Annotated in this window: 18 protein-coding genes; 13 read left to right on the top strand and 5 right to left on the bottom strand. The window is 63.5% G+C overall.

The window, feature by feature from the left end:
- The first annotated feature begins 68 nt into the window (after positions 1-68).
- The 4 genes from CV_RS14045 (at position 69) to CV_RS14040 (ending at position 4,241) form a co-directional block, all read left to right on the top strand.
- Positions 69-2,930, top strand: coding sequence for a hemagglutinin repeat-containing protein (locus CV_RS14045; protein WP_227590092.1), 2,862 nt, complete (start codon positions 69-71; stop codon positions 2,928-2,930).
- A complete protein-coding gene (locus CV_RS23605) occupies positions 2,927-3,250 on the top strand; it encodes a hypothetical protein (RefSeq protein WP_011136415.1) in 324 nt (107 codons plus the stop codon). The genes CV_RS14045 and CV_RS23605 overlap by 4 nt, the downstream gene beginning before the upstream one ends.
- 222 nt (positions 3,251-3,472) lie before the next feature.
- Positions 3,473-3,868, top strand: coding sequence for a hypothetical protein (locus CV_RS23600; protein WP_147296153.1), 396 nt, complete (start codon positions 3,473-3,475; stop codon positions 3,866-3,868).
- Between the two features lie 124 nt (positions 3,869-3,992).
- The gene (locus CV_RS14040; protein WP_076226957.1) at positions 3,993-4,241 is read left to right on the top strand and encodes a hypothetical protein; all 249 of its coding nucleotides are present in this window, start codon (positions 3,993-3,995) and stop codon (positions 4,239-4,241) included.
- A 53-nt stretch (positions 4,242-4,294) separates the two neighbouring features.
- On the opposite strand, the gene CV_RS14035 is transcribed toward CV_RS14040, so the two are convergent.
- Positions 4,295-4,861, bottom strand: coding sequence for a YqaA family protein (locus tag CV_RS14035; protein ID WP_011136412.1), 567 nt, complete (start codon positions 4,859-4,861; stop codon positions 4,295-4,297).
- A 405-nt stretch (positions 4,862-5,266) separates the two neighbouring features.
- Here CV_RS14035 and aqpZ point away from each other — a divergent pair, with 405 nt between their 5' ends.
- The gene (gene aqpZ, locus CV_RS14030; RefSeq protein ID WP_011136411.1) at positions 5,267-5,956 is read left to right on the top strand and encodes an aquaporin Z; all 690 of its coding nucleotides are present in this window, start codon (positions 5,267-5,269) and stop codon (positions 5,954-5,956) included.
- Positions 5,957-6,165: 209 nt separating this feature from the next.
- Positions 6,166-6,501, top strand: a complete 336-nt coding sequence (locus CV_RS14025) for a c-type cytochrome (protein ID WP_011136410.1) — start codon at positions 6,166-6,168, stop codon at positions 6,499-6,501.
- 49 nt (positions 6,502-6,550) lie between these two features.
- Here the strand turns inward: CV_RS14025 and CV_RS14020 are convergent, their stop codons facing one another.
- Positions 6,551-7,582: an LLM class flavin-dependent oxidoreductase gene (locus tag CV_RS14020; RefSeq protein WP_011136409.1), complete on the bottom strand. Its 1,032-nt coding sequence runs from the start codon at positions 7,580-7,582 to the stop codon at positions 6,551-6,553.
- A 200-nt stretch (positions 7,583-7,782) separates the two neighbouring features.
- Between CV_RS14020 and CV_RS14015 the strand changes: the two genes are divergently transcribed.
- On the top strand, positions 7,783-8,181 hold the full coding sequence (locus CV_RS14015) for a nuclear transport factor 2 family protein (protein WP_011136408.1): 399 nt from the start codon (positions 7,783-7,785) through the stop codon (positions 8,179-8,181).
- Between the two features lie 67 nt (positions 8,182-8,248).
- Here CV_RS14015 and CV_RS14010 read toward each other — a convergent pair whose 3' ends face one another.
- The gene (locus tag CV_RS14010) at positions 8,249-8,914 is read right to left on the bottom strand and encodes a 7-cyano-7-deazaguanine/7-aminomethyl-7-deazaguanine transporter (protein WP_011136407.1); all 666 of its coding nucleotides are present in this window, start codon (positions 8,912-8,914) and stop codon (positions 8,249-8,251) included.
- Positions 8,915-9,193: 279 nt separating this feature from the next.
- Between CV_RS14010 and CV_RS14005 the strand changes: the two genes are divergently transcribed.
- The 6 genes from CV_RS14005 to CV_RS22250 all read left to right on the top strand — a co-directional run bounded on the left by CV_RS14005 (position 9,194) and on the right by CV_RS22250 (position 16,089).
- Positions 9,194-10,810, top strand: a complete 1,617-nt coding sequence (locus CV_RS14005) for a methyl-accepting chemotaxis protein (protein ID WP_011136406.1) — start codon at positions 9,194-9,196, stop codon at positions 10,808-10,810.
- A 174-nt stretch (positions 10,811-10,984) separates the two neighbouring features.
- Entirely contained in the window at positions 10,985-11,974 is a 990-nt protein-coding gene (gene tauA, locus CV_RS14000; RefSeq protein WP_011136405.1) for a taurine ABC transporter substrate-binding protein, read from the top strand.
- A 2-nt stretch (positions 11,975-11,976) separates the two neighbouring features.
- Positions 11,977-12,762 carry a taurine ABC transporter ATP-binding subunit gene (tauB, locus tag CV_RS13995; protein ID WP_011136404.1) on the top strand — a complete coding sequence of 262 codons (786 nt, stop codon included), beginning with the start codon at positions 11,977-11,979 and terminating at the stop codon, positions 12,760-12,762.
- Positions 12,759-13,607, top strand: a complete 849-nt coding sequence (tauC, locus tag CV_RS13990) for a taurine ABC transporter permease TauC (RefSeq protein WP_011136403.1) — start codon at positions 12,759-12,761, stop codon at positions 13,605-13,607. Before tauB ends, tauC begins: the two co-directional genes overlap by 4 nt.
- Positions 13,608-13,643: 36 nt before the next feature.
- Positions 13,644-14,477 carry a taurine dioxygenase gene (tauD, locus tag CV_RS13985; protein WP_011136402.1) on the top strand — a complete coding sequence of 278 codons (834 nt, stop codon included), beginning with the start codon at positions 13,644-13,646 and terminating at the stop codon, positions 14,475-14,477.
- 379 nt (positions 14,478-14,856) lie between these two features.
- A complete protein-coding gene (locus tag CV_RS22250) occupies positions 14,857-16,089 on the top strand; it encodes a glycerophosphodiester phosphodiesterase (protein ID WP_052278840.1) in 1,233 nt (410 codons plus the stop codon).
- Positions 16,090-16,158: 69 nt separating this feature from the next.
- Here the strand turns inward: CV_RS22250 and dbpA are convergent, their stop codons facing one another.
- Positions 16,159-17,541, bottom strand: a complete 1,383-nt coding sequence (dbpA, locus tag CV_RS13975; protein WP_011136400.1) for an ATP-dependent RNA helicase DbpA — start codon at positions 17,539-17,541, stop codon at positions 16,159-16,161.
- Between the two features lie 545 nt (positions 17,542-18,086).
- Positions 18,087-19,715 carry a methyl-accepting chemotaxis protein gene (locus CV_RS13970; RefSeq protein ID WP_043596349.1) on the bottom strand — a complete coding sequence of 543 codons (1,629 nt, stop codon included), beginning with the start codon at positions 19,713-19,715 and terminating at the stop codon, positions 18,087-18,089.
- Positions 19,716-19,742 lie beyond the last annotated feature (27 nt).

Raw genomic sequence — 19,742 nt, 5'->3', positions numbered from 1 at the left:
CGCCACTACAGTGGATGGTTTCGCGTAGGGCGGATGCCCCGTTTACGGGGTGATCCGCCGCTCACGGCATACCCCGCGTAAACACCACCGTCAGCTGCAGCCTGCTCAAATCCGGTGGCACATTGGTGGACCTGGCGCATGGCGCCGGGCAGGACAGCACCATCAGCGGCAAGGGCGCGCAATTCGTCGCGGGCAAAGACCTCACTCTGCAGGCCGAGGGCGATATCAAGCTGCTGGCAGCCAAGAGCACCAGCAGCGAGCACACCACCAGCAGTTCCAGCAGCGGCGGCGTTGGCGTCGCCTTCGGAATGGAACAGGGCAAGGGCGCGTTTGCCGGCTTCAACGTCAACGCCAGCATGAGCCGCGGGCATGTGGACGGCAATGGCAGCCAGTACCAGTTGAGCGAACTGAACGCCGGCGGCAAGCTCAATTTGGTGTCCGGCGGCAACGTCACGTTGCAAGGCATCGTCAAGGGCCAGCAAGTGGTGGGCGACATTGCTGGTAACTTGAAAATAGACAGCCTGCAGGATACCAGCACCTACCACAGCCTCAATCAAAGCATCAGTGCCCAGGGCAGCATGAGTGGGGGATCGGCCACTCTTAGTCAGCAAAAGATGGACGCCGACTACGCCAGCGTGCAGCGCCAGTCGGGCATCCAGGCCGGCGACGGCGGCTTCCAATTGAAGGTGAAAGGCGCCACCACGCTGAACGGCGCGGAAATCGCCAGTACCGACAAGGCGGCGCAGGACGGCAAGAACAGCCTGCAAACGGGCGCGCTGGTATTGAAGGACATCGACAACCATGCCGATTTCACCGCCAGCAGCGTCAGCGTCACCGCCGGCAGCGGCGGCGTATCCGGCATGGCCATGGCGGCGTCGGACCACGACAACAGCACCACCCGCGCCGGCATCAGCGCCGGCAGCCTGACCATCACAGACAATGCGCTGCAGCAGGCCCAAACCGGCCAGACCGCCGCCCAGGCCGCATCCACGGCTAATCGAGACGTCAGCAGTGATAGGGATGGCAGCGGCAAGCTGGCCAACAACTTCAACGCCAGCGAAGTGCAGGGCTTGTTCGACGCCGCCAATGCTTTGAACCAGCAGGTGGGCACCTTCATGGCCAACAAAGCGGCAGAGGCCAAGGCCGCCAAGGCCGCTGCGGACAAGGCGCAGCTTGACCCGAACAAGAGCGAGACGGAAAAAGCGCAATTGCAGGCTGCTGCGGATGATGCCGCCAAGTGGGCACCGGGCGGCAGCTACAGCCAGATACTCACCGCCGTCACCGCCGGCATAGGCGGCAACGTGGCCAATGGCCTTGCGGGTATGGTGCAGAACACTGGTATTGCTTACCTGCAAGGGTTGGGCGCGCAGGAAGTCAAGGCGCTGGCGGATGATCTGGAACGGGCGCAGAGCAACGATCCGGATCATGCGGACAAGAAGCCGGAAGGCGAAGTCGTGCGCGCGGTGCTGCATGCCGCCCTGGCTTGCGCCGGCGCGGAAGCTAGCGGCCAGAGCTGCGGCGCGGGCGCGGCGGGCGGCGCGGCCAGCGTGGCGCTGAACAATGCGCTGGACAAGCTTCAGCATACCGACGCTGACAAGATGACGGCGGAGGAAAAGTTGCAGCGCGAGAATCTGGTCAACGGCTTGTTGACGGGGTTGTCGACTGCGACTGGCGGCGCTAGCACGGCAGCGACGACGGTGACTGCGGCGAAGACGGAGATGGAACACAACTTGTTTGGCGAGAGCGTTACGGATCAATTCCTATATGCACATCAGCCAAAGTCGATTCGCGAACTAGTGGCAAGAGCAAACAAGGATGCTAGTAACAAGGGGTTGGCGCTTGCAGTCGTGACTCTGGGAGGAGCTTATACGCCAGCGATGCTTGCTGCGGCAAGAGCATGTATGTCAAACCCGCTGTGTATGAATGAAGCCGCGATCACTATCGCGGAAATGGCTGCATCGGATGCGTTACCCGCAGGTTTGATGGGTGGGACGGCAGTAAAGAGCGCGGAGCGCTATCTTGCTAGTCGTAAGCTGGGTTCGAAACAGGCAGAGCAAGCTGCACTGGCTGATTTTAAACAGGCCGTGGTAGCACCTACGACTGCAGAGGTAGGAAGTACTGGGAAAGTTGCTCAGAAATCTGATGCAGCGCTTGGGTCCTGTATGACTCCGGGTTCTTGTTTCGTTGCGGGTACGCAAGTATTGACTGACAAAGGGCTCAAGGCCATTGAGACCTTTGTTGGCGGGGAGTGGGTTTGGTCGCGTAGCGATCAAACCGGTGAGTATGGTTTCCAACCCGTTGTGGCTCACAAGGCCACACAAGACCAAGCTATCTATCGTGTCGTGGTGGAGGATGAAATAGGCCGGCAGGAGACATTCCGGACAACGGCTGAGCACCCATTTTGGGTCAAGGATCAAGGATGGCTGAAGGCGTCGCTGTTGCAAGCAGGGGTGATATTGGTTGACCATGCTGGCCAGCCGCTGACGGTGGTGAACCAAGCAGAGGAAGGCGAGCTCGATACCGTCTTCAATATTCAGGTAGCCGAGTTCCAGACTTACCATGTGGGTGAGCTTGGAGTTTGGGTGCACAATGCTAATTGTTGTCCTGATTTGAAGAATATAGCTCAGGAGATGCCTGCAATTTTGAGGCCTAGTGTGCTTCGCTCTGCTTTGGATAATGCGAAACCTACCTCAGGACATCCAAACCAGTTAATGACTATTTTGGATGATGGCACAAAGATTATTTTTAGAAAGGACTTTGGTGAGCAATCGCATATTATTGGCGGTCCTTTCCAGGGGGCTGGTAAAATAGACCATTACAATATTGAAATTCAATCCGCAAGAGGCAAGACGTGGGAGAATGTTCATGTTGTTCCTGATGGGAATGGCGGGTTCACTTGGTGGGGAAAGGATAAGGTAGTAAAGCCATGAATACTTTGAGTGCTGAAGTGCAACTTAATTTGGATGGGGATGATATACCTTCTGATGTTGTTTTAAATGATGATAGGCATCGGCTTAGTAGTATCGTTGATGTTAACAATGGGGATATCTATTTGAAATTTTCATCTAGGGAGGCTCTTTATGATTTTGCAAAGTCACTATTGCATGAAGCGGTTTTTGGCATCGGAGGGGAGAAGGAATTTTATCCATTGATTGTGGATGGGAAATGTCTTGTTGTTGATGGTGTTAGACTGACGGAGGAAAGTAGTCGAATTTTTGTTCAGTACCCTAGTGTTGGAGATGATTCATAAGCTGAGCTAAATTTGTAGAATCCAACGCTCGTCGAGAAGATTTATAATCTCATTTTGCTATTTCTCGTTAGGGCCGTAGATTGGGCTAAGCTTGCGAAGCCCAACGTTTACCGCGAAAAATACGATGATTTCTATGGGTGGAATCTGTTCGTTCTCGGTAAGCGTTGGGCTTCATTTTATTCAACCCAGCCTACGGTTATATGTGTTTTGGGGGAGGAAGAAATGAAGATTCAAAAAGATATTATCAGCAATGTTTTTTTTCTAGATAAAATCTATGATGGACTATGGGATCGGATATGGGATGATGGTGTGGATTTGATAAGGCTGGAGTTTTCTCCGATGTCAGATCTACTTCGTTTTGTGATTAAGGTTAGGAAGGGGCCAAGTGCGCCGCCTAAGAAATGGGTGGTGTGCAATTATCTCCATGTCATGTTTGTTGTTCAGGTGCCTAGAAACTTTAAAGCGCTGCAAAATGAAGTAATTTCTGATGACTGTAATCCTATCGATCTTGTGATAGAAAGTGATGCTGAAGGTTATGTTTCGGTGGTTATGTCCGGAGGCATGGATATTAGTTTTAGTGCAAGTGCAATATCTGTTTCTGAGATAACGCCAGGGTAGCTATTGTTCTGGCGGCGTCAACATGTGCTGGGATACGCATGCGCATGAAAAGCGTTGTAGTTAGGAAACCCGGCCCCGCGCAGGGGGCGGTTGGATGAGTGAACTATTAATGAGGGAAGCAGGGATGGAGCAGCCGTTGAAGGCTTATCAGGTTGGCGGCAACGATATCGTCGCCGCCGGTTCCGTGGAAGAGGCTTTGGCCGTGCTGGAGGAGCTGGCAGGCGAGACCGATCTGACTATCGAGGATGTCGTCCCGATTGCGGAGGATGAACTGGATGTGCCGGTGGAGGACGAGGAGGGTAACGCTTGTCCCACCATCCGCCAGATGCTGGCCGAGTTGAGTGAGCCGGCCTATCTTTTCGGTTGGGATTGACGGCGCATGCCGCTCTCAATCGGATTTGGCTGCAGCCAAAACGCCGCCCCGCCTCAAAACCACTGCCCCAAACCCCGCCAGAAATCGTCCGGCACCCACAGCAGGGCGGCGGTGGTGAGAACATAGCGCAGGCATTTGCCGATCGCCATGTAGCACACGCTGGGCCAGAACGGGATGCGCAGCCAGCCGGCCAGAGTGCACAGCGGGTCGCCGATGCCCGGCAGCCAGGACAGCAGCAGCATCGGCGCGCCGCGTTTGCGCATCCAGCGGAAGTAGCGCGGGCTCAGCGCGGGCTTGCCGCTGCGCGGCGTGCGGCCTGCCGATTCGGCATGCGGGTGCGTGTGCGCGCGGTGGCTGCGGCGCAGGCGGTAGCGCAGCAGCGCCACCTTGGCGCCGTAGCCCATCCACCAGTCGATGATGCCGCCCAGGGTGTTGCCCAGCGTGGCGACGGCGATCACCTGCCAGAACAGGTCGGGCCGGAGCTTGATGTAGGCGAATACGGCGGGTTCGGAACCCAGCGGCAGCAGCGTGGCGGATATCAGGCTGATCATGAAAATGGCCGACAGGCCCACTTTGGGCAAGGCCAGGGTTCCGAGCAGCCAGTCTAGCAGTCCTTCCATGGGGCGGGTTCGTTCTGGTGGGTGGCCGTCGATGATAGCATTGCCTTGAGGCGGGCCAGTCTATTGTCGCTGCGCCAAGCGGCAGATTAGGAGCCGCTGAATAAAACCCGATGCTGGCCCGCGGCTATCTGTGGCGCCGCTGGCACTGAAGGGATCGGTGCGCTCTGCCGCAGCCAGCTGCGCTGGGGCGGAGTGGAGCCAAGGCCGGCATCGGTCTGGATAATGGTTGGACAACTCAGAAATTTAGGCCAGTTTGCGGCGCCGGATGGCGCGGGCATGCTGGCTTTTTTCATTTGCTATGGTTAAACGGCATCCGATCAGGCATCCAGTGCGCATCCGGCGCGCCCGGACGCGGTGAATGGCAGGGCGGGGCCTGGTCTTTTCGCAACCTGGAGGGGAGAGAAGATGAAATCGTATGGCGCGGAGTTTCTGGGCACTTTCTGGCTGGTGCTGGGCGGCTGCGGCAGCGCGGTGCTGGCGGCGGGATTTCCCAATCTGGGCATAGGCTTCGCCGGCGTGGCGCTGGCATTCGGCCTGACGGTGGTGACGATGGCTTACGCGATCGGCCACATTTCCGGCTGCCACCTGAACCCGGCGGTATCCATCGGCCTGTGGGCGGGCGGGCGCTTTCCCGCCGGGCAATTGGCGCCGTACATCGTGGCGCAGGTGCTGGGCGCCATCGCCGCGGGCGCGGTGCTGTACGTGATCGCCAGCGGCGGAGCCGGCTTCGACGTGGCCAAGGGCTTCGCTTCCAACGGCTATGCCGAGCATTCGCCGGGCGGCTATTCGCTGCTGGCGGCCCTGGTGTGCGAGGTGGTGATGACCATGTTTTTCTTATTGGTGATCATGGGCGCCACCGACAAGCGCGCGCCTGCCGGTTTCGCGCCGTTGGCGATAGGCCTGGCGCTGACCCTGATCCACCTGATCAGCATCCCGGTCACCAATACCTCGGTCAACCCGGCGCGCAGCACCGGCGTGGCCTTGTTCGTCGGCGGCTGGGCGGTGCAGCAGCTGTGGCTGTTCTGGCTGGCGCCCATCATCGGCGCGGTGCTGGGCGCGAAGGTGTATCGCCTGATCGCCGGCGAGTCGGAGTAGCCGCCCGCCATCCGGCAACCGCGGCCTAGGCCGCGGTTTTTTTTCGCGCTAAGTAGCTGCCCGCGTGCCGCCTGTTCCGTGTTGTTCAGGGTATGTCAGGTGGGTTGCTGATGTTGCGATAGCTCCCCGGCGGGCATGGGCAGGGGGCGCTGGTCTATCAATAAAGCTCAGGCCGCGCGGCGGCCATTTCCGTCAGTCCGGAGGTCCCGATGCGATTTCATGTTTCGATGATTTTGGCGTGCTCCTGTTTCTATTCTCTGATAGCCGCGGCGTCGGACGGCAAGGCGCTTTACCAGCAAAACTGCGCGGTTTGCCATGGCGCCCACGCTCAGGGCAAGACTGGGCCGCGTTTGGCGGGAGACGCCAGCAAGTGGCGCAAGCAGTTATTCGAGAGGGCCGTGCTGGAGGGCGTGGATGACGAGGGCAAGGCGCTGAAGGCGCCTATGCCTCATTGGGGCAATAGCAGTCTGAAGGAGGATCACGGCAAACCGCCCACCAAGGAGGAAGTGGACGCGATACAAGCCTATCTCAAGACCCTGCATTGAGAAGCGCGGGCGGCATTCGGCCCGCTCCAGACATCTGGACGCATGCCTGTCAGGCCGGCGCAGTCTTGGCCGCGCTCAGCCGCGGCAGCAGGTCGGCGACGATCTCGCAGCAGCGCAGCCGGTCGGAAAAGTCGTGGCAGTCGACCGACAGCATGATCTCGTCCACGCCGGTCTCGTCCAGCAGCTTTTGCAGCCCGGCCTGCACCGTCTCCGGCCCGCCGAACACCGCCGCGCCCAGCCATTCGCCCAGGACGGCGAATTCCTCGCGCGGGCTCCACAGGCCGTCCATGCTGTCCACCGGCGGCGGCAGCGGGCGGCGGTCGCCGCGGATCAGGTTAAGGAATTTCTGGTACGGCGTGGTGGCGAGGCGCTGGGCTTTCTCCTCGCTGTCCGCGGCCAGCACCGGGATGCAGGCCATCGCGTACGGCTGGCTCAGCGCAGGGGAGGGCTGGAACAACTGGCGGTACAGTTTCAGCGCCTGATGCAGCTGGGCCGGGGCGAAGTGGGCGGCGAAGGCGAAGGGCAGGCCCAGCTGCGCGGCCAGCTGGGCGCCGTAGAGGCTGGAGCCCAGCAGCCATACCGGCACGTCGGTGCCGGTTCCGGGAATGGCGCGCACCGCTTGGCCAGCTTGTTCCGGCCCCAGGTAGCCGCGCAGCTCGGCGACCTGCTGCGGGAAGTCGTCGCCGGCGCCCAGCCGGTCGCGGCGCAGCGCGCGGGCGGTGAGCGGATCGGTCCCGGGCGCGCGGCCCAGGCCCAGGTCGATGCGGCCGGGGAACAGCGTCGCCAGCGTGCCGAACTGCTCGGCCACCACCAGCGGCGCGTGGTTGGGCAGCATGATGCCGCCGGAGCCGACGCGTATGCGCTGGGTGTGGGCGGCGATGTGGCCGATCAGCACCGCGGTGGCGGAGCTGGCCACGCCGGCCATATTGTGGTGCTCGGCCACCCAGAAGCGGGTGTAGCCCAGTTGCTCGACATGGCGGGCCAGGGCCGCGCTGTTGCGCAGCGCCTGGGCGGCGTCGCCGCCGGCGACGATGGGCGCCAGCTCCAGCATGGAGAGGCGCGGGGATGGGGAAGGGGTCATTCGATTCTGCCTGTGTTGTCGCGCGCGGACCTGGCCGGCGCGGGGATGAGGCCAGTATACGGAGCGGCGCCGTTCGTCTGAAGTAGGCACTTTCGGGTGGGATAGTTGCCTTTTGGTGCGTATGGTGGTGAAAGGGCCGGCTTGAATTATCCGGGTAAGGCCATATTTGAGAACGATTCCTGTTTAAGAAGGCAAGCATCATGACGAATCGCAGCAATCTGGACATCGTCCGCGCCACTTACGAAGGCAAGTCCGAAGACAATGGCCGCAATCTGCTGGCGGCGCTGGCGCCAGATGCGGAATGGACCGAGGCGGCCGGCTTCCCGTACGCCGGCACTTATGTCGGCCCGCAGGCCATCGTGGAAAACGTGTTCCAGCGGCTGGGCAGCGAGTGGGACGGCTACCGCGCGGCGGTGGACCGGTATTTCGTCGATGGCGACAATGTGGTCGCCCAGGGCTTTTACCACGGCACTTACCGCGCCACCGGCAAGAGCTTCACCGCGTCCTTCGCTCATGTCTATACGCTGAAGGACGGCAAGATCGTCAAGTTCGAGCAGATTGTGGACAGCGCCAAGGTGTGGGAGGCGATGCGTGCCTGATCGCGTCGCGCGATGAAAAACGGCCAGCTCCGAAGGGAGGCTGGCCGTTTTGTTTTGTCCAGGAGGGTCAGACCGGCTGCAGTTGCTCGCCGACGCCGGCGCGCAGCAGGCGCTTCACGATCATTTTCAGTACCACGCCGTACATGGGCAGGAAGAACAGCATGCAGATCAGTACCTTGAAGCTGTAGTCCACCAGCGCGATCTCCACCCAGTTGGCGGCCATGAACGGGTCGCTGCTCTTGTAGAAGGCAATGAAGAAGAAGGACAGCGTGTCGCTGATGTTGCCGAAGAACATCGCGGCCGCCGGCGCCGCCCACCAGGCCCTGAGCTGGCGCAGCCGGTTGAACACCTGCACGTCCAGGATCTGGCCCAGCGCGTAGGCGGCGAAGCTGGCCGCGGCGATGCGGGCGACGAACAGATTGAAATGCTCCAGCGCCTGGAAGCCCTGCCACGCGCCCTGATAGAACAGCGTGGACACCAGGTAGGAGATCGCCAGCGCCGGCACCATCGCCGCCAGGATGATGCGCCGCGCCAGCGGCGCGCCGAAGATGCGCACGGTCAGGTCGGTGGCCAGGAAGATGAACGGGAAAGTGAACGCGCCCCAGGTGGTGTGGAAGCCGAACACGGTGATCGGCAGCTGCACCAGGTAGTTGCTGGAGGCGATGATGGCGATGTGGAACATCGACAGCCGGATCAGCGCGGACAGGCGCTGCCGGTCGGTAAAGGCAAACATGGCTTCATCCTTTTTGCTGAATGGGGTGAGGGAACCCAGTGTGTATCCATCGGCATCGGCCGTTGCGTGTTCGCGCGGGGATGCCGGTCAAGGGGCGAGATCATACTCCGTTTTGTCTATACATGAAAATACTTTTGAATAATCAATGCGCTGGCGGCCTTGTGTGCCATATTTCCGGCACGGAATGATTTGTTGTTTGTTTGACAAAGAAAGCTATAAATATTCTAAGTAAATTCTCGTAAGTCCAGTTTGACGCGCCTGGCCTGCAAGGAGTTGGACATGACCATTACCAAGAGACTGCTGTTGACCACCGTGCTGGCGCTGCTGGCGATGCTGGCGCTGGGCGTGCAGGGTCTGTGGAAACAGCAGCAGGCCAATGACCGCTTCGACTACATGAAGATCAACACCTTCCCCAGCATCCACACGCTGGACGACGCCAAGGAGGCGCTGGCCGACGTGAGGCTGACGCTGGCGCGCAGCGTGGCGCTTTCCGATCCAGCTGCCAAGAAGGCGGAATTCGCCGCGCTGGCGGACCTGGACAAGCGTTTCGACGCGGCGCTGGACAAGTACGAGAAAGATTTGGTTTCCAACGACGCCGACCGCAAGCTGCTGCAGACCGACCGCGAGGACATGAAGCTTTACCGCCAGCAGCGCGACAAATACCTGCAGCTGCTGCAGAGCAACAATGTGGCCGAGGCGGACAAGCTGATGACCGGCGACATGTCCAACGAGGCCAAGGCGCTGAACCAGGCGCTGATCGATCACATCGAATTCAACTACAAGCTGGCCGATCAATTGAGCAAGGACAATGCCGCCGCCTATACCGCCGCATGGTGGCAGTCGGCGATACTGGTGGCGTCGGCCGTTCTGGTGTGCGGCTGGCTCAGCGGCCACCTGTTCCTCAACATCCGCAGCAGCCTGGAGCAGACGCTGAGCGCGATGCAGGCGGTCCGGACGACGCTGGATTTCCGCCTGCGCGCGCCGGTGGCGCGGATGGATGAGATCGGCAAGACCGCCACCGCGTTCAACGAGCTGATGGCCAGGCTGCAGCAAAGCTTCAAGGAAATCCGCCACAGCGTCGAAGAGATGGAGGGCGCCATCGTCCATATGGCGGAGTCTTCCGGCGACATCGCTTCCAGCTCGGTGCAGCAGAGCGAGTCGGCATCGGCTATGGCGGCGGCGGTGGAGCAGGTGACGGTCAGCATCAATCACGTGGCGGACCGCGCGCGCGAGGCCAACCAGCAGGCGCGGGAGGCCGGCGAGATCGCCGACCGCGGCAGCAAGGTGGTGCTGGGCACGGTGGACGGCATCAGCGCGGTGGCGGAGTCGGTGGGCGAAGCCTCCGAGCGCATCGGCAAGCTGCGGGAGGACAGCGTCACCATCGCCACCGTGCTGAGCGTGATCAAGGATATCGCCGATCAAACCAACCTTTTGGCGCTGAACGCCGCGATCGAAGCCGCCCGGGCCGGCGAAATGGGCCGCGGCTTCGCCGTGGTGGCCGACGAGGTGCGCAAGCTGGCCGAACGCACCGCCAGCTCCACCACCGAGATCTCCGCGGTGATAGACAAGATGCAGCAGGGCACCCAGGCCGCGGTGAGCGGCATGCAGGAGGTGGTGACGCGGGTGAACGAGGAGGCGGAAAAGGCGCGCGGCGCCAGCGACGCCATCCAGCAGATCAAGACCAATTCCGAGCACAGCATGCTGCTGATAGGCGAGATTTCCGGCAGCATCGTCGAACAGGGCAGCGCCAGCAACACCATCGCGCAGAAGGTGGAGCAGATCGCGCAGATGGCGGAGGCCAATTCGCGCGCCTCGTCCGACTCGGCCGGCTCCGCGCAGGAGCTGCGCAGCCAGGCCAGCAACATCCAGCGCACGGTGGCGCAATACCAGGTGTGAACCAGACAACGACAGGGATCGGGGAAGATCCGACAGGGCCGCGAGGCCCTGTTTTCTTTGGGCGAGCGGTTTTGCAGGAACCGCGATAAGCAAGCCAGGATTAATTGCTTAGCCGGGCGCGGCGCGCTTGTTAGATTGGAACGGTATTTCCAACTCGTACCAAGTGGACAAGCCATGGCGAAACCGCACGCATTCCTCAGACTGATCCTTTCCGCCGCATTGGCGCTTTCCGCCGGCGCGGCTGCGTCGGCCGACGCGGTCACTGTCGGCTATCAGACCGGCATCGATCCCACCAAGGTGCCGCAGGCGGACGGCGCCTACGAGAAAGCCACCGGCAGCCGCATCAACTGGCGCAAGTTCGACAGCGGCGCCGACCTGATCGCCGCGGTGGCCTCCGGCGACGTGGCCATCGGCAATATCGGCTCCAGCCCGCTGGCGGCCGCCGCCAGCCGCGGCCTGCCGATCGAAACCTTCCTGGTGGCCGACGAGATCGGCTCCGCCGAGGCGCTGGTGGCGCGCAAGGGCAGCGGCATCGCCAAGCCGCGGGACCTGATCGGCAAGAAGGTGGCGGTGCCCTTCGTCTCCACCACCCATTACAGCCTGCTGGCGGCGTTGCGCCATTGGGGCGTGGACCCGGCCCAGGTGAAGATCCTCAATCTGCGTCCCGGCGAGATCGCCGCCGCCTGGCAGCGCGGCGACATCGACGCCGCTTATGTCTGGGACCCCGCGCTCGGCAAGATCAAACCCGGCGGCGCGGTGCTGACCAGCTCGGCCGAGGTGGCCAAGTGGGGCGCGCCCACCTACGACATCTGGGTGGTGCGCAAGGACTTCGCCGCCGCGCATCCCGAGTTCGTGTCCCGCTTCGCCAAGGTGTCGCTGGACGCCATCTCCGGCTACCTGGCCGATCCGCAGGCCTTCATCGCCAACGCTTCCAATATCGCCAAGATCAGCCGGTTGACCGGCGCGGCGGCGCCGGATGTGGTGGCCGGGCTGAAGGGCAACCGCTTTCTGGGCCGCGACGATCAGATCGCGCTGCTGCAGTCGCCGTTCGTGGCGGCGGTGGGCAAGACCGCGGCATTCCTGAGGGCGCAGGGCAAGGTGGAGGCGCTGCAGCCTGACTACGGCCCTTACGTGACCAACCGCTTCGTCAAGACGGCGAGGTGAGCATGGCAGCCTTGACCGCAGACAGGGTGTCGGTTCGCTATCCCGGCCAGGCGCAGCCGGCGTTGGACGGGGTATCGCTGAACGTGGGGCCGGGCGAGCTGGCGGTGGCGCTGGGGCCGTCCGGCTGCGGCAAGACCACGCTGCTCAACCTGTTCGCCGGCTTCCAGTTTCCCGATTCCGGCAGCGTGCGCTTCGGCGGCGTGCCGGTGGCGGGGCCGGGTGCCGAGCGCGCGGTGGTGTTCCAGCAGCACGCCCTGCTGCCGTGGCTGAGCGCGCTCGACAACGTGGCCTTCGGCTTGCGCCTGCGCGGCGTGCCGCGCGCCGAGCGGCGGGAGTTGGCCGGGCGGGCGCTGGCCCAGGTGGACCTGGCCGAGGCCGGCGCCCGCTACCCCTGGCAGCTGTCCGGCGGGCAGAAGCAGCGCGTCGGCATCGCCCGCGCCTTGGCCGGCCGCGCCGGCGCGCTGCTGATGGACGAGCCGTTCGGCGCGCTGGATGCCTTCACCCGCGAGCAGATGCAGGAACTGCTGCTCAAGGTGTGGGCGGAGTCCGGCAGCAGCGTGTTCCTGATCACCCACGACATCGAGGAGGCGCTGTTCCTCGCCACCGAACTGGTGCTGATGTCGCCGGGGCCGGGACGCATCGTCAAGACGCTGCGCCCGCCGTTCAGCCGCCGCTGGCGCGCCGGCGACAGCGCGCGGGCGATCAAGTCCGATCCGGAGTTCATCGCGCTGCGGGAACAACTGCTGGCCGACGTGTTCGCCCAGCGCAAACAGGAGGCATGGGCATGAGCGGCATCGAAACCACCGCGGAGCGGGAGCTGTTGTCCGTTTCTTCCCGCATCGATGGAGGCCCGCGGCCGGGACGCGAGCCGTCCCGGCTATGGCTGGGCGCGGCCAGCCTGGCGGCCCTGCTGGGCGGCTGGTGGCTATTGGCGCATAGCGGCTGGGTGCCGGCGCTGTTTCTGCCCTCGCCGGAGGCGGTGCTGGGCAAGCTGTTTGTCGTCGCCGGACAGGGTTTCATGGACGCCACGCTGTGGCAGCACCTGGAGGCCAGCTTGCAACGCATCGCGCTGGCATTGGTCGCCGCGGTGGCGGTGGGCGTGCCGCTGGGCGCGCTGATGGGGCGCAGCCCGCTGGCACAGGGTTTGCTTGATCCGATGCTGGAGGCATATCGTCCGGTGCCGCCGCTCGCCTACCTGCCGCTGATCGTGATCTGGTTCGGCATCGGCGAGCTGTCCAAGGTGCTGCTGATTTTCCTGGCCATCCTGGCGCCGGTGGCCATCGCCACCCGCCACGGCGTGGCCCAGGTCGGCCGCAACCGGCTGCGGGCGGCGCAGAGCCTGGGCGCCAGCCGTTCGCAGCTGCTGTGGCTGGTGGTGCTGCCGGAGGCGCTGCCGCAGATCCTCACCGGCATCCGCATCGGCCTGGGGGCCGGCTGGTCCACGCTGGTGGCGGCGGAGCTGGTGGCGGCCACGCGCGGCCTCGGCTTCATGGTGCAGTCGGCGGCGCAGTTCCTGGTTACCGACGTGGTGGTGCTGGGCATTCTGGCGATCGCCGCGGTGGCCTTCGCGCTGGAGCTGGGCCTGCGCGCGCTGCAGCGCCGGCTGGCGCCTTGGCATGGACAACAAGGCTGAAGACTGATCGACAAAGATAATAGCGAGGAGATTCGCATGAGTTTGCAATTGACCCGCCTGAGCCCGGCGCTGGGCGCGGTGGTGGAGGGGATAGACCTGGCGCGGCCCTTGGACGACGAGCGGCGCCGGGCATTGAGCGAGGCGCTGCTGCGCCATCAGGTGCTGTTTTTCCGCGGCCAGGACATCACGCCGCTGCAGCAGCGCAATTTCGCGGTGCGCTTCGGCGACCTGCATACCCACCCGATCTACCCGCAGCATCCGGACGCGCGCGAGATCATGGTGCTGGACACCGACGCGGTGGATTTGCAGGACAACGCGGTCTGGCACACCGACGTCACCTTCATCGAAACCCCGCCGCTGGGCGCGGTGCTGGCGGCGCGGCAACTGCCGGAACTGGGCGGCGACACGCTGTGGGCCAGCGGCATCGCCGCCTACGAGGCGCTGTCGGCCAGCCTGAAAGCCAGGCTGGACGGCCTGAGCGCGGTTCACGACTTCGCCAAATCCTTTCCGCTGGCGCGTTACGGCCTGACCGACGACGACCGCCGCCGCTGGGACGAGACCCGGCGCAAGCATCCGCCGATCAGCCATCCGCTGGTGCGCATCCATCCGGAAAGCGGCCGCCGCGCGCTGTTCGTCAGCGAAGGCTTCACCGTCGCCGTCAACGACTTGCCGGAAGCCGAGGGCCAGGCGTTGCTGCAATTCCTGTTCGCCCACCAATCCCGGCCGGAGTTTTCGATACGTTGGCGCTGGCAGCCGGGCGACGTGGCGTTTTGGGACAATCGCTGCACCATCCATTACGCGGTGGACGATTACCGGCCGGCGCGGCGGGTGATGCACCGGGCGACGATACTGGGCGACCGTCCATACTAGGCGCGGCGCGCAAAACGCGGGTTCCGCTCTCAGGCGTTTGCCTGATGGTTTGAGGCGCGCTTCCGGCGACAAAGCCATCCCTCGGGGATGGCTTTGTCGTTTGAGGAGGGCGGAGCCCGGCCCCGCCGGGGGAGGGTTTGAGCGGCGTTCTCCGGGCGATGGCGCGATCCTGCGCGATGAAGCAGTTGAACTCAAAGCCGTTGGGCTTGCCGATCCGCATGCCCGTTTTTTGAAAGTTCCTGTCCGACAACCCGGCTACCATGCGGCAAAGCAATATCGGATGCCAATGGAGTTGAGCTCTGTTAGGTGTGGCTATAGGTTTCATCACTCATCGCATGGGAACACAAATATGTTTACTTCATCGATTTCCACACAGTCCATGTCTCATGTCCAGGCGCATTCCGATGTCGGCGGGCAGCCGGATCGCAGCCTGACCCGGCTGAACGAGGGCGAAAAGCAAACCATGCTGCAGTCCCGCGGCTATAGCGAGATGCTGAAGGAACGCACCGGCCACCACCTGTTGCTGACGGCACATCGCGGCACCGGCCCCACCAGCGTGTTCGGCTCCACCTTTCCGGACAAATACCTGCCGGAAAACAGCCTGCAGGCGATCAAGGCCGCCATCCTGGACGGGGCGGACGCTATCGAGATCGACATCTTCAAGTCCGGAGACGGCAAGGTGGTGGTCACCCACGACGACGAAATCTGGCGCAACGCTTTCGGGGCCGACCGCAGCGGCGCCCAGCTCCCGGCAGGGGAGACCAAGGAGTCTTACCTGGTCGGGCAGAAGACGGTGGCGGAGTTGCAAAAGATCCCGCTCGGCCGCAATGGCGAAACGATGCCGACGCTCGCCGAGGTGATGGAGCTGGTCAACGACGCCAACCAGACGCTGACGCAGTGCGGCAAGAATCCGATCATTCTCAATATCGAGCTGAAAGACGCCGGCGCCGTCACCGAGATGCTGGACCTGCTGGCCGAAGGCTCGAATGGACAGTCCGCCACGCCGCTGGAAAACATCGTGTTCTGTTCGTTCAAGCACGAGGCGCTGAAGGAGTTGAAGGAGCGGGCGGAGCAAAGAGGGATGATGGGCATCAATATCGCGCCCGGCATCAAGACCGCGGATCTGTTCGGCAAGGACAATATGAATCCGGACTTTTCGCTGAAGGATCCCGCCGCGGGCTATCACCCGCAAGCGATGGATAATCTGCGCGCGCTGGTGGAGGGCAACGGCTTCCAGGGCTATGACGGCATTTTGTGGGACCTGCGCCAGCCCATCGTCGATCTGGCGGTGGCCGGCAACAAGGCGATCCATGCGTCGACCTCCGACTTCCGCCAGTATGCCGACAATCGGGACTTCTCCCATGTGCTGCTGGAGTTGAGCAAGCGCGTCGACACCTTCTTCAAGTGCGACAACGTCGACGACGCCCGCAAGGTGCTGCTGGAATCCAGCATTCTGTTGAACGGCATCGGCATCCAGATGATGCACAAGCAGACGGAAAACGGCGAGGACTGTTTCTACTTCTATCGCCCGAGCGACCAGCAGGACATCAGCGGCATCCTGCAGAGCGGCGCCAACAAGCCGATTGCCTACTCCAAGCTGGGACGCGACTGAGGGCGGCCGGCGAGGCGAAACGACAAGGCCATCCCGCGGGATGGCCTTTTTGATCTGCGGCGGCGCGGATCAGCCGACCAAGCGCATCTTGAACTGCTTGCCCTTGATCTTGCCGCGGGATAGCTTGGCCAGCGCGTCTTCGGCGATGGCGCGGTCCAGCGCGACGAAGCTGTTGAACTCGAAGATGTTGATCTTGCCGATCTGGCTGCCGGCGAAGCCGGCCTCGCCGGTCAGCGCGCCCAACAGGTCGCCCGGGCGCAGCTTCTCGCGTTTGCCGCCGGCGATCTCCAGCGTCACCATCGGCGGCAGCAGCGGGCCGCCCGGCGCCGGGGTCAGCTCTTCGACGTCGGCCCAGGTCAGCTCGGCCTGCTGGTAGTTTTCGATCTGCACCAGGCGCTTGGCTTCGCTGTCGGTGGCCAGGGTCAGCGCCAGGCCGTGCTGCTCGCCGCGGCCGGTGCGGCCGATGCGGTGGATGTGCACTTCCGGATCGTGGGTGACGTCGACATTGATCACCACGTCCAGCTCCTTGATGTCCAGGCCGCGCGCCGCCACGTCGGTGGCCACCAGCACGGTGGCGCTCTTGTTGGCGAAGCGCAGCAGGATCTGGTCGCGCTCGCGCTGCTCCAGGTCGCCGTGCAGCGTCAGCGCGTGGAAGCCCTGTTCCTGCAGCTCGCGCACCAGCTCTTTGCAGCGCTCGCGGGTGTTGCAGAAGGCCAGCGCCGAAGTGGGGCGTAGGTGGCGCAGGATGCGGCTGACCGTCTCCAGCCGGGTTTCCGGCTTCACCTTGTAGAACCACTGCTCGATGTGGTCGGCCTTGTGCAGCGACTCCACCTTCACTTCCACCGGATTTTTCAGGAACTGCGCGCTGGCCTTGCGGATGTCTTCCGGATAGGTGGCCGAGAACAGCAGGGTCTGGCGGGTTCTCGGGCAGGCGCGGACGATGCCGACGATTTCCTCGATGAAGCCCATGTCTATCATGCGGTCCGCCTCGTCCAGCACCAGCGTCTTCACGCCGGTCAGGTTCAGCGTTTCGCGGAACAGGTGGTCCTGCAGCCGGCCCGGCGTGCCGACGACGATATGGGCGCCGTGCTCCAGCGAGCCGATCTGCGGTCCCATCGGCGTGCCGCCGGTCAGCGTCACCACCTTGATATTGTCGATGGCGCGCGCCAGGCGGCGGATTTCCTGCGCCACCTGATCGGCCAGCTCGCGCGTCGGGCACATCACCAGCGCCTGCACGCCGAACCAGCGCGGATTGATGCTGGACAACAGGCCCAGGCCGAACGCAGCCGTCTTGCCGCTGCCGGTCTTGGCCTGGGCGATCAGGTCGCGGCCTTCCAGAATGGCGGGCAGGCTGGCGGCCTGGATGGCGGTCATCTGGTGGTAGCCCAGGCTGTCCAGGTTGGACAGCAAGGGAGCGGGCAGGGGCAGGGTGGAAAAAGCGGCTGGTTTCACAATGACTTGGCGCGGTTGGCTAAAGGCTGGGCAGTGTAACAGCAGTGAGGCTCGCGGCCAAATGCCCGGCGCATTTTCGGTTGGAAAAACGCCCGGCGGGCCGGGCGCGGGGAGCACTTCTCTCGTTTTATCAGATGCCGCCGGTTTTGTTGGACGAAGTGATGATTCGCCTATCTTCGGGATTTTGAATCCGCTGCGCGGATGATGGCTTTTCATAGCCGGGGCTGCCTGTCGAGCAGGGAGGGGATATTTGTGTGGCCAAATATCCCCTCCACCCCTAAAAGCCACCCCACAGGCCTGGCCTGCGGCTTCCCGTTGGATCCCGTCAGGCCCGAGGCGCGGCTGAACTCACTACGTGTGAATCTATGATTCGCTCAGTGGTAATTTGCTAACGTCAAATCGCTCAAACAAACAGCCGCTTAATACCTCGGACCTGCCACCCGGCGGCAGGCCTGAAGGGGCAGGGGCTCATCGGATACGCGGTCTCTTGCAGATTAAGCACTAAAAACCGCGCAAAAGATGAGGAGCAGGCAGGTTCCAACCACTCACACCCGGAAACGCGACACTGAGTCGGTCAGCCGCTTGGCCAGCGCCTCCAGTTCCTCGGCCGCGCCCACGGTTTCGCGGATGTCGGCGTCGTTGGCGCGGGCCATGCCGGCGATGGCGTCGATATTGGCGTTCACCGTCTGGCTGGAGCGGCGCTGTTGCTCGGTGACTTCCACGATCTGCCTGAGGCCGCTGCGCACCTCGGCCACCGACTGGTTGGCCGCGTCCAGCACCTCGGCCACGCTGGCGGTGGAGTGGCGGCTGGCTTCCAGCGACTGCAGGCCGGCGCTCACCGCCTGGCGCACCGCGTCGGTCTTGTCGTTGAGCGAGCCGGTGACGGCGTCGATCTCGCTGGCGGACCTGGCCGATTTCTCCGCCAGCTTGCGCACCTCGTCGGCCACCACGGCGAAGCCGCGGCCCTGTTCGCCGGCGCGCGCGGCTTCGATCGCCGCGTTCAACGCCAAGAGATTGGTCTGTTCGGCGATCTCGCGCACTTCCTTGGTCATGTGGGTGATCACGGCGGTGGAGTTGACCAGGTCGCTCTCCGCCTGCGCCATCAGTTGCACCGCGCTTTCCACCTGGCCCACTTCGCGCTGCAGCCGGTGCAGGCTCTGCCGGCCCTGTTCCGAGCGCTGCAGGCTTTCCTCTGCGCCGCTGCTGACATGCTCGGCCTTGCCGGCGATCTCGCCGATGTGGGCGGCCAATTGCTCCACCGCCTCGGCGGCGGCCTGGGACTGGCTGTTCTGGCGGTGGGAGCTGGCGGCCAGCTGGCCGGCGCCGTCCGACAGGCGGCGGGACGATTGCGCCACCGCCTCGGCGCTGTCGCTGACCTGGCGCACCAGGCCGGCCACGGTGCCCAGCATCTGGTTGAACAGGCGGGCGGTGACGCCGATCTCGTCTTGGCTGCGCTCCGGCAAACGGCGGGTGAGGTCGCCCTCGCCCTTGGCCAGCTCGGCCAGGCCCTGGGACATTTCCCGCAGCGGGCGGGTGACGAAGCGGCGGATGAACAGGTAGACCACCGCCAGCATCGGCAGCGAGGCGAACAGCGCGAACAATATGCTCTGGGTGCGGAAGGCGTCGACCGCCGCATACGGCTTCTCCAGCGAAATCCGCATGCTGACCACGCCTAGCGGCGTCTTGTCGGCCACTTGGTGGCAGGCCAGGCAGTTTTTGCCCAGGTAGTTGGCGGAGGCCAGCGCCGGGTAGACCACGCGCAGGTGCTCGCCCAATTGCGGGGTGGATTCTATGGCGATATGCGGTTTGCCGTCGCGCAAGGCCGCGCGCTCGATTTCGTCTCCCGGCCGGGCCTTGTCGCCGGCGCTGCCGGGGCCGAACTGCTTGCTGACCGCGTCGCCGCGTATCACGCGCAAGTCGCGCACCGCCGACAGTTCGCGGATCTGGTCCAGGAACACGTCGCGCTGGCCGACGGTGCCGGTGATCATCATGCCGGTCAGGCCGGCCAGGGTCATCTCGTTCATGCTGTGGGCCAGGTCCTTGGCCTGCTCCACGGCGATCTCGCGGCTGGCCTGGGTTTCCCAGGCGATCAGGCCGCCCCAGGCCAGCACCAGACAGGTCCAGATCGCGCCGGTCAGGCGCAGCCAGATCGGCCAATCGGAAAATTTTCTCATCGCTTCCCGGGGTGGTGGGCCCCGTCT

This window comes from Chromobacterium violaceum ATCC 12472, from assembly GCF_000007705.1.
Classification (GTDB): Bacteria; Pseudomonadota; Gammaproteobacteria; order Burkholderiales; family Chromobacteriaceae; genus Chromobacterium; species Chromobacterium violaceum.
The sequence above is the reverse complement of the archived record's forward strand: the minus strand, read 5'-3'. Positions and strand labels throughout refer to the sequence as shown.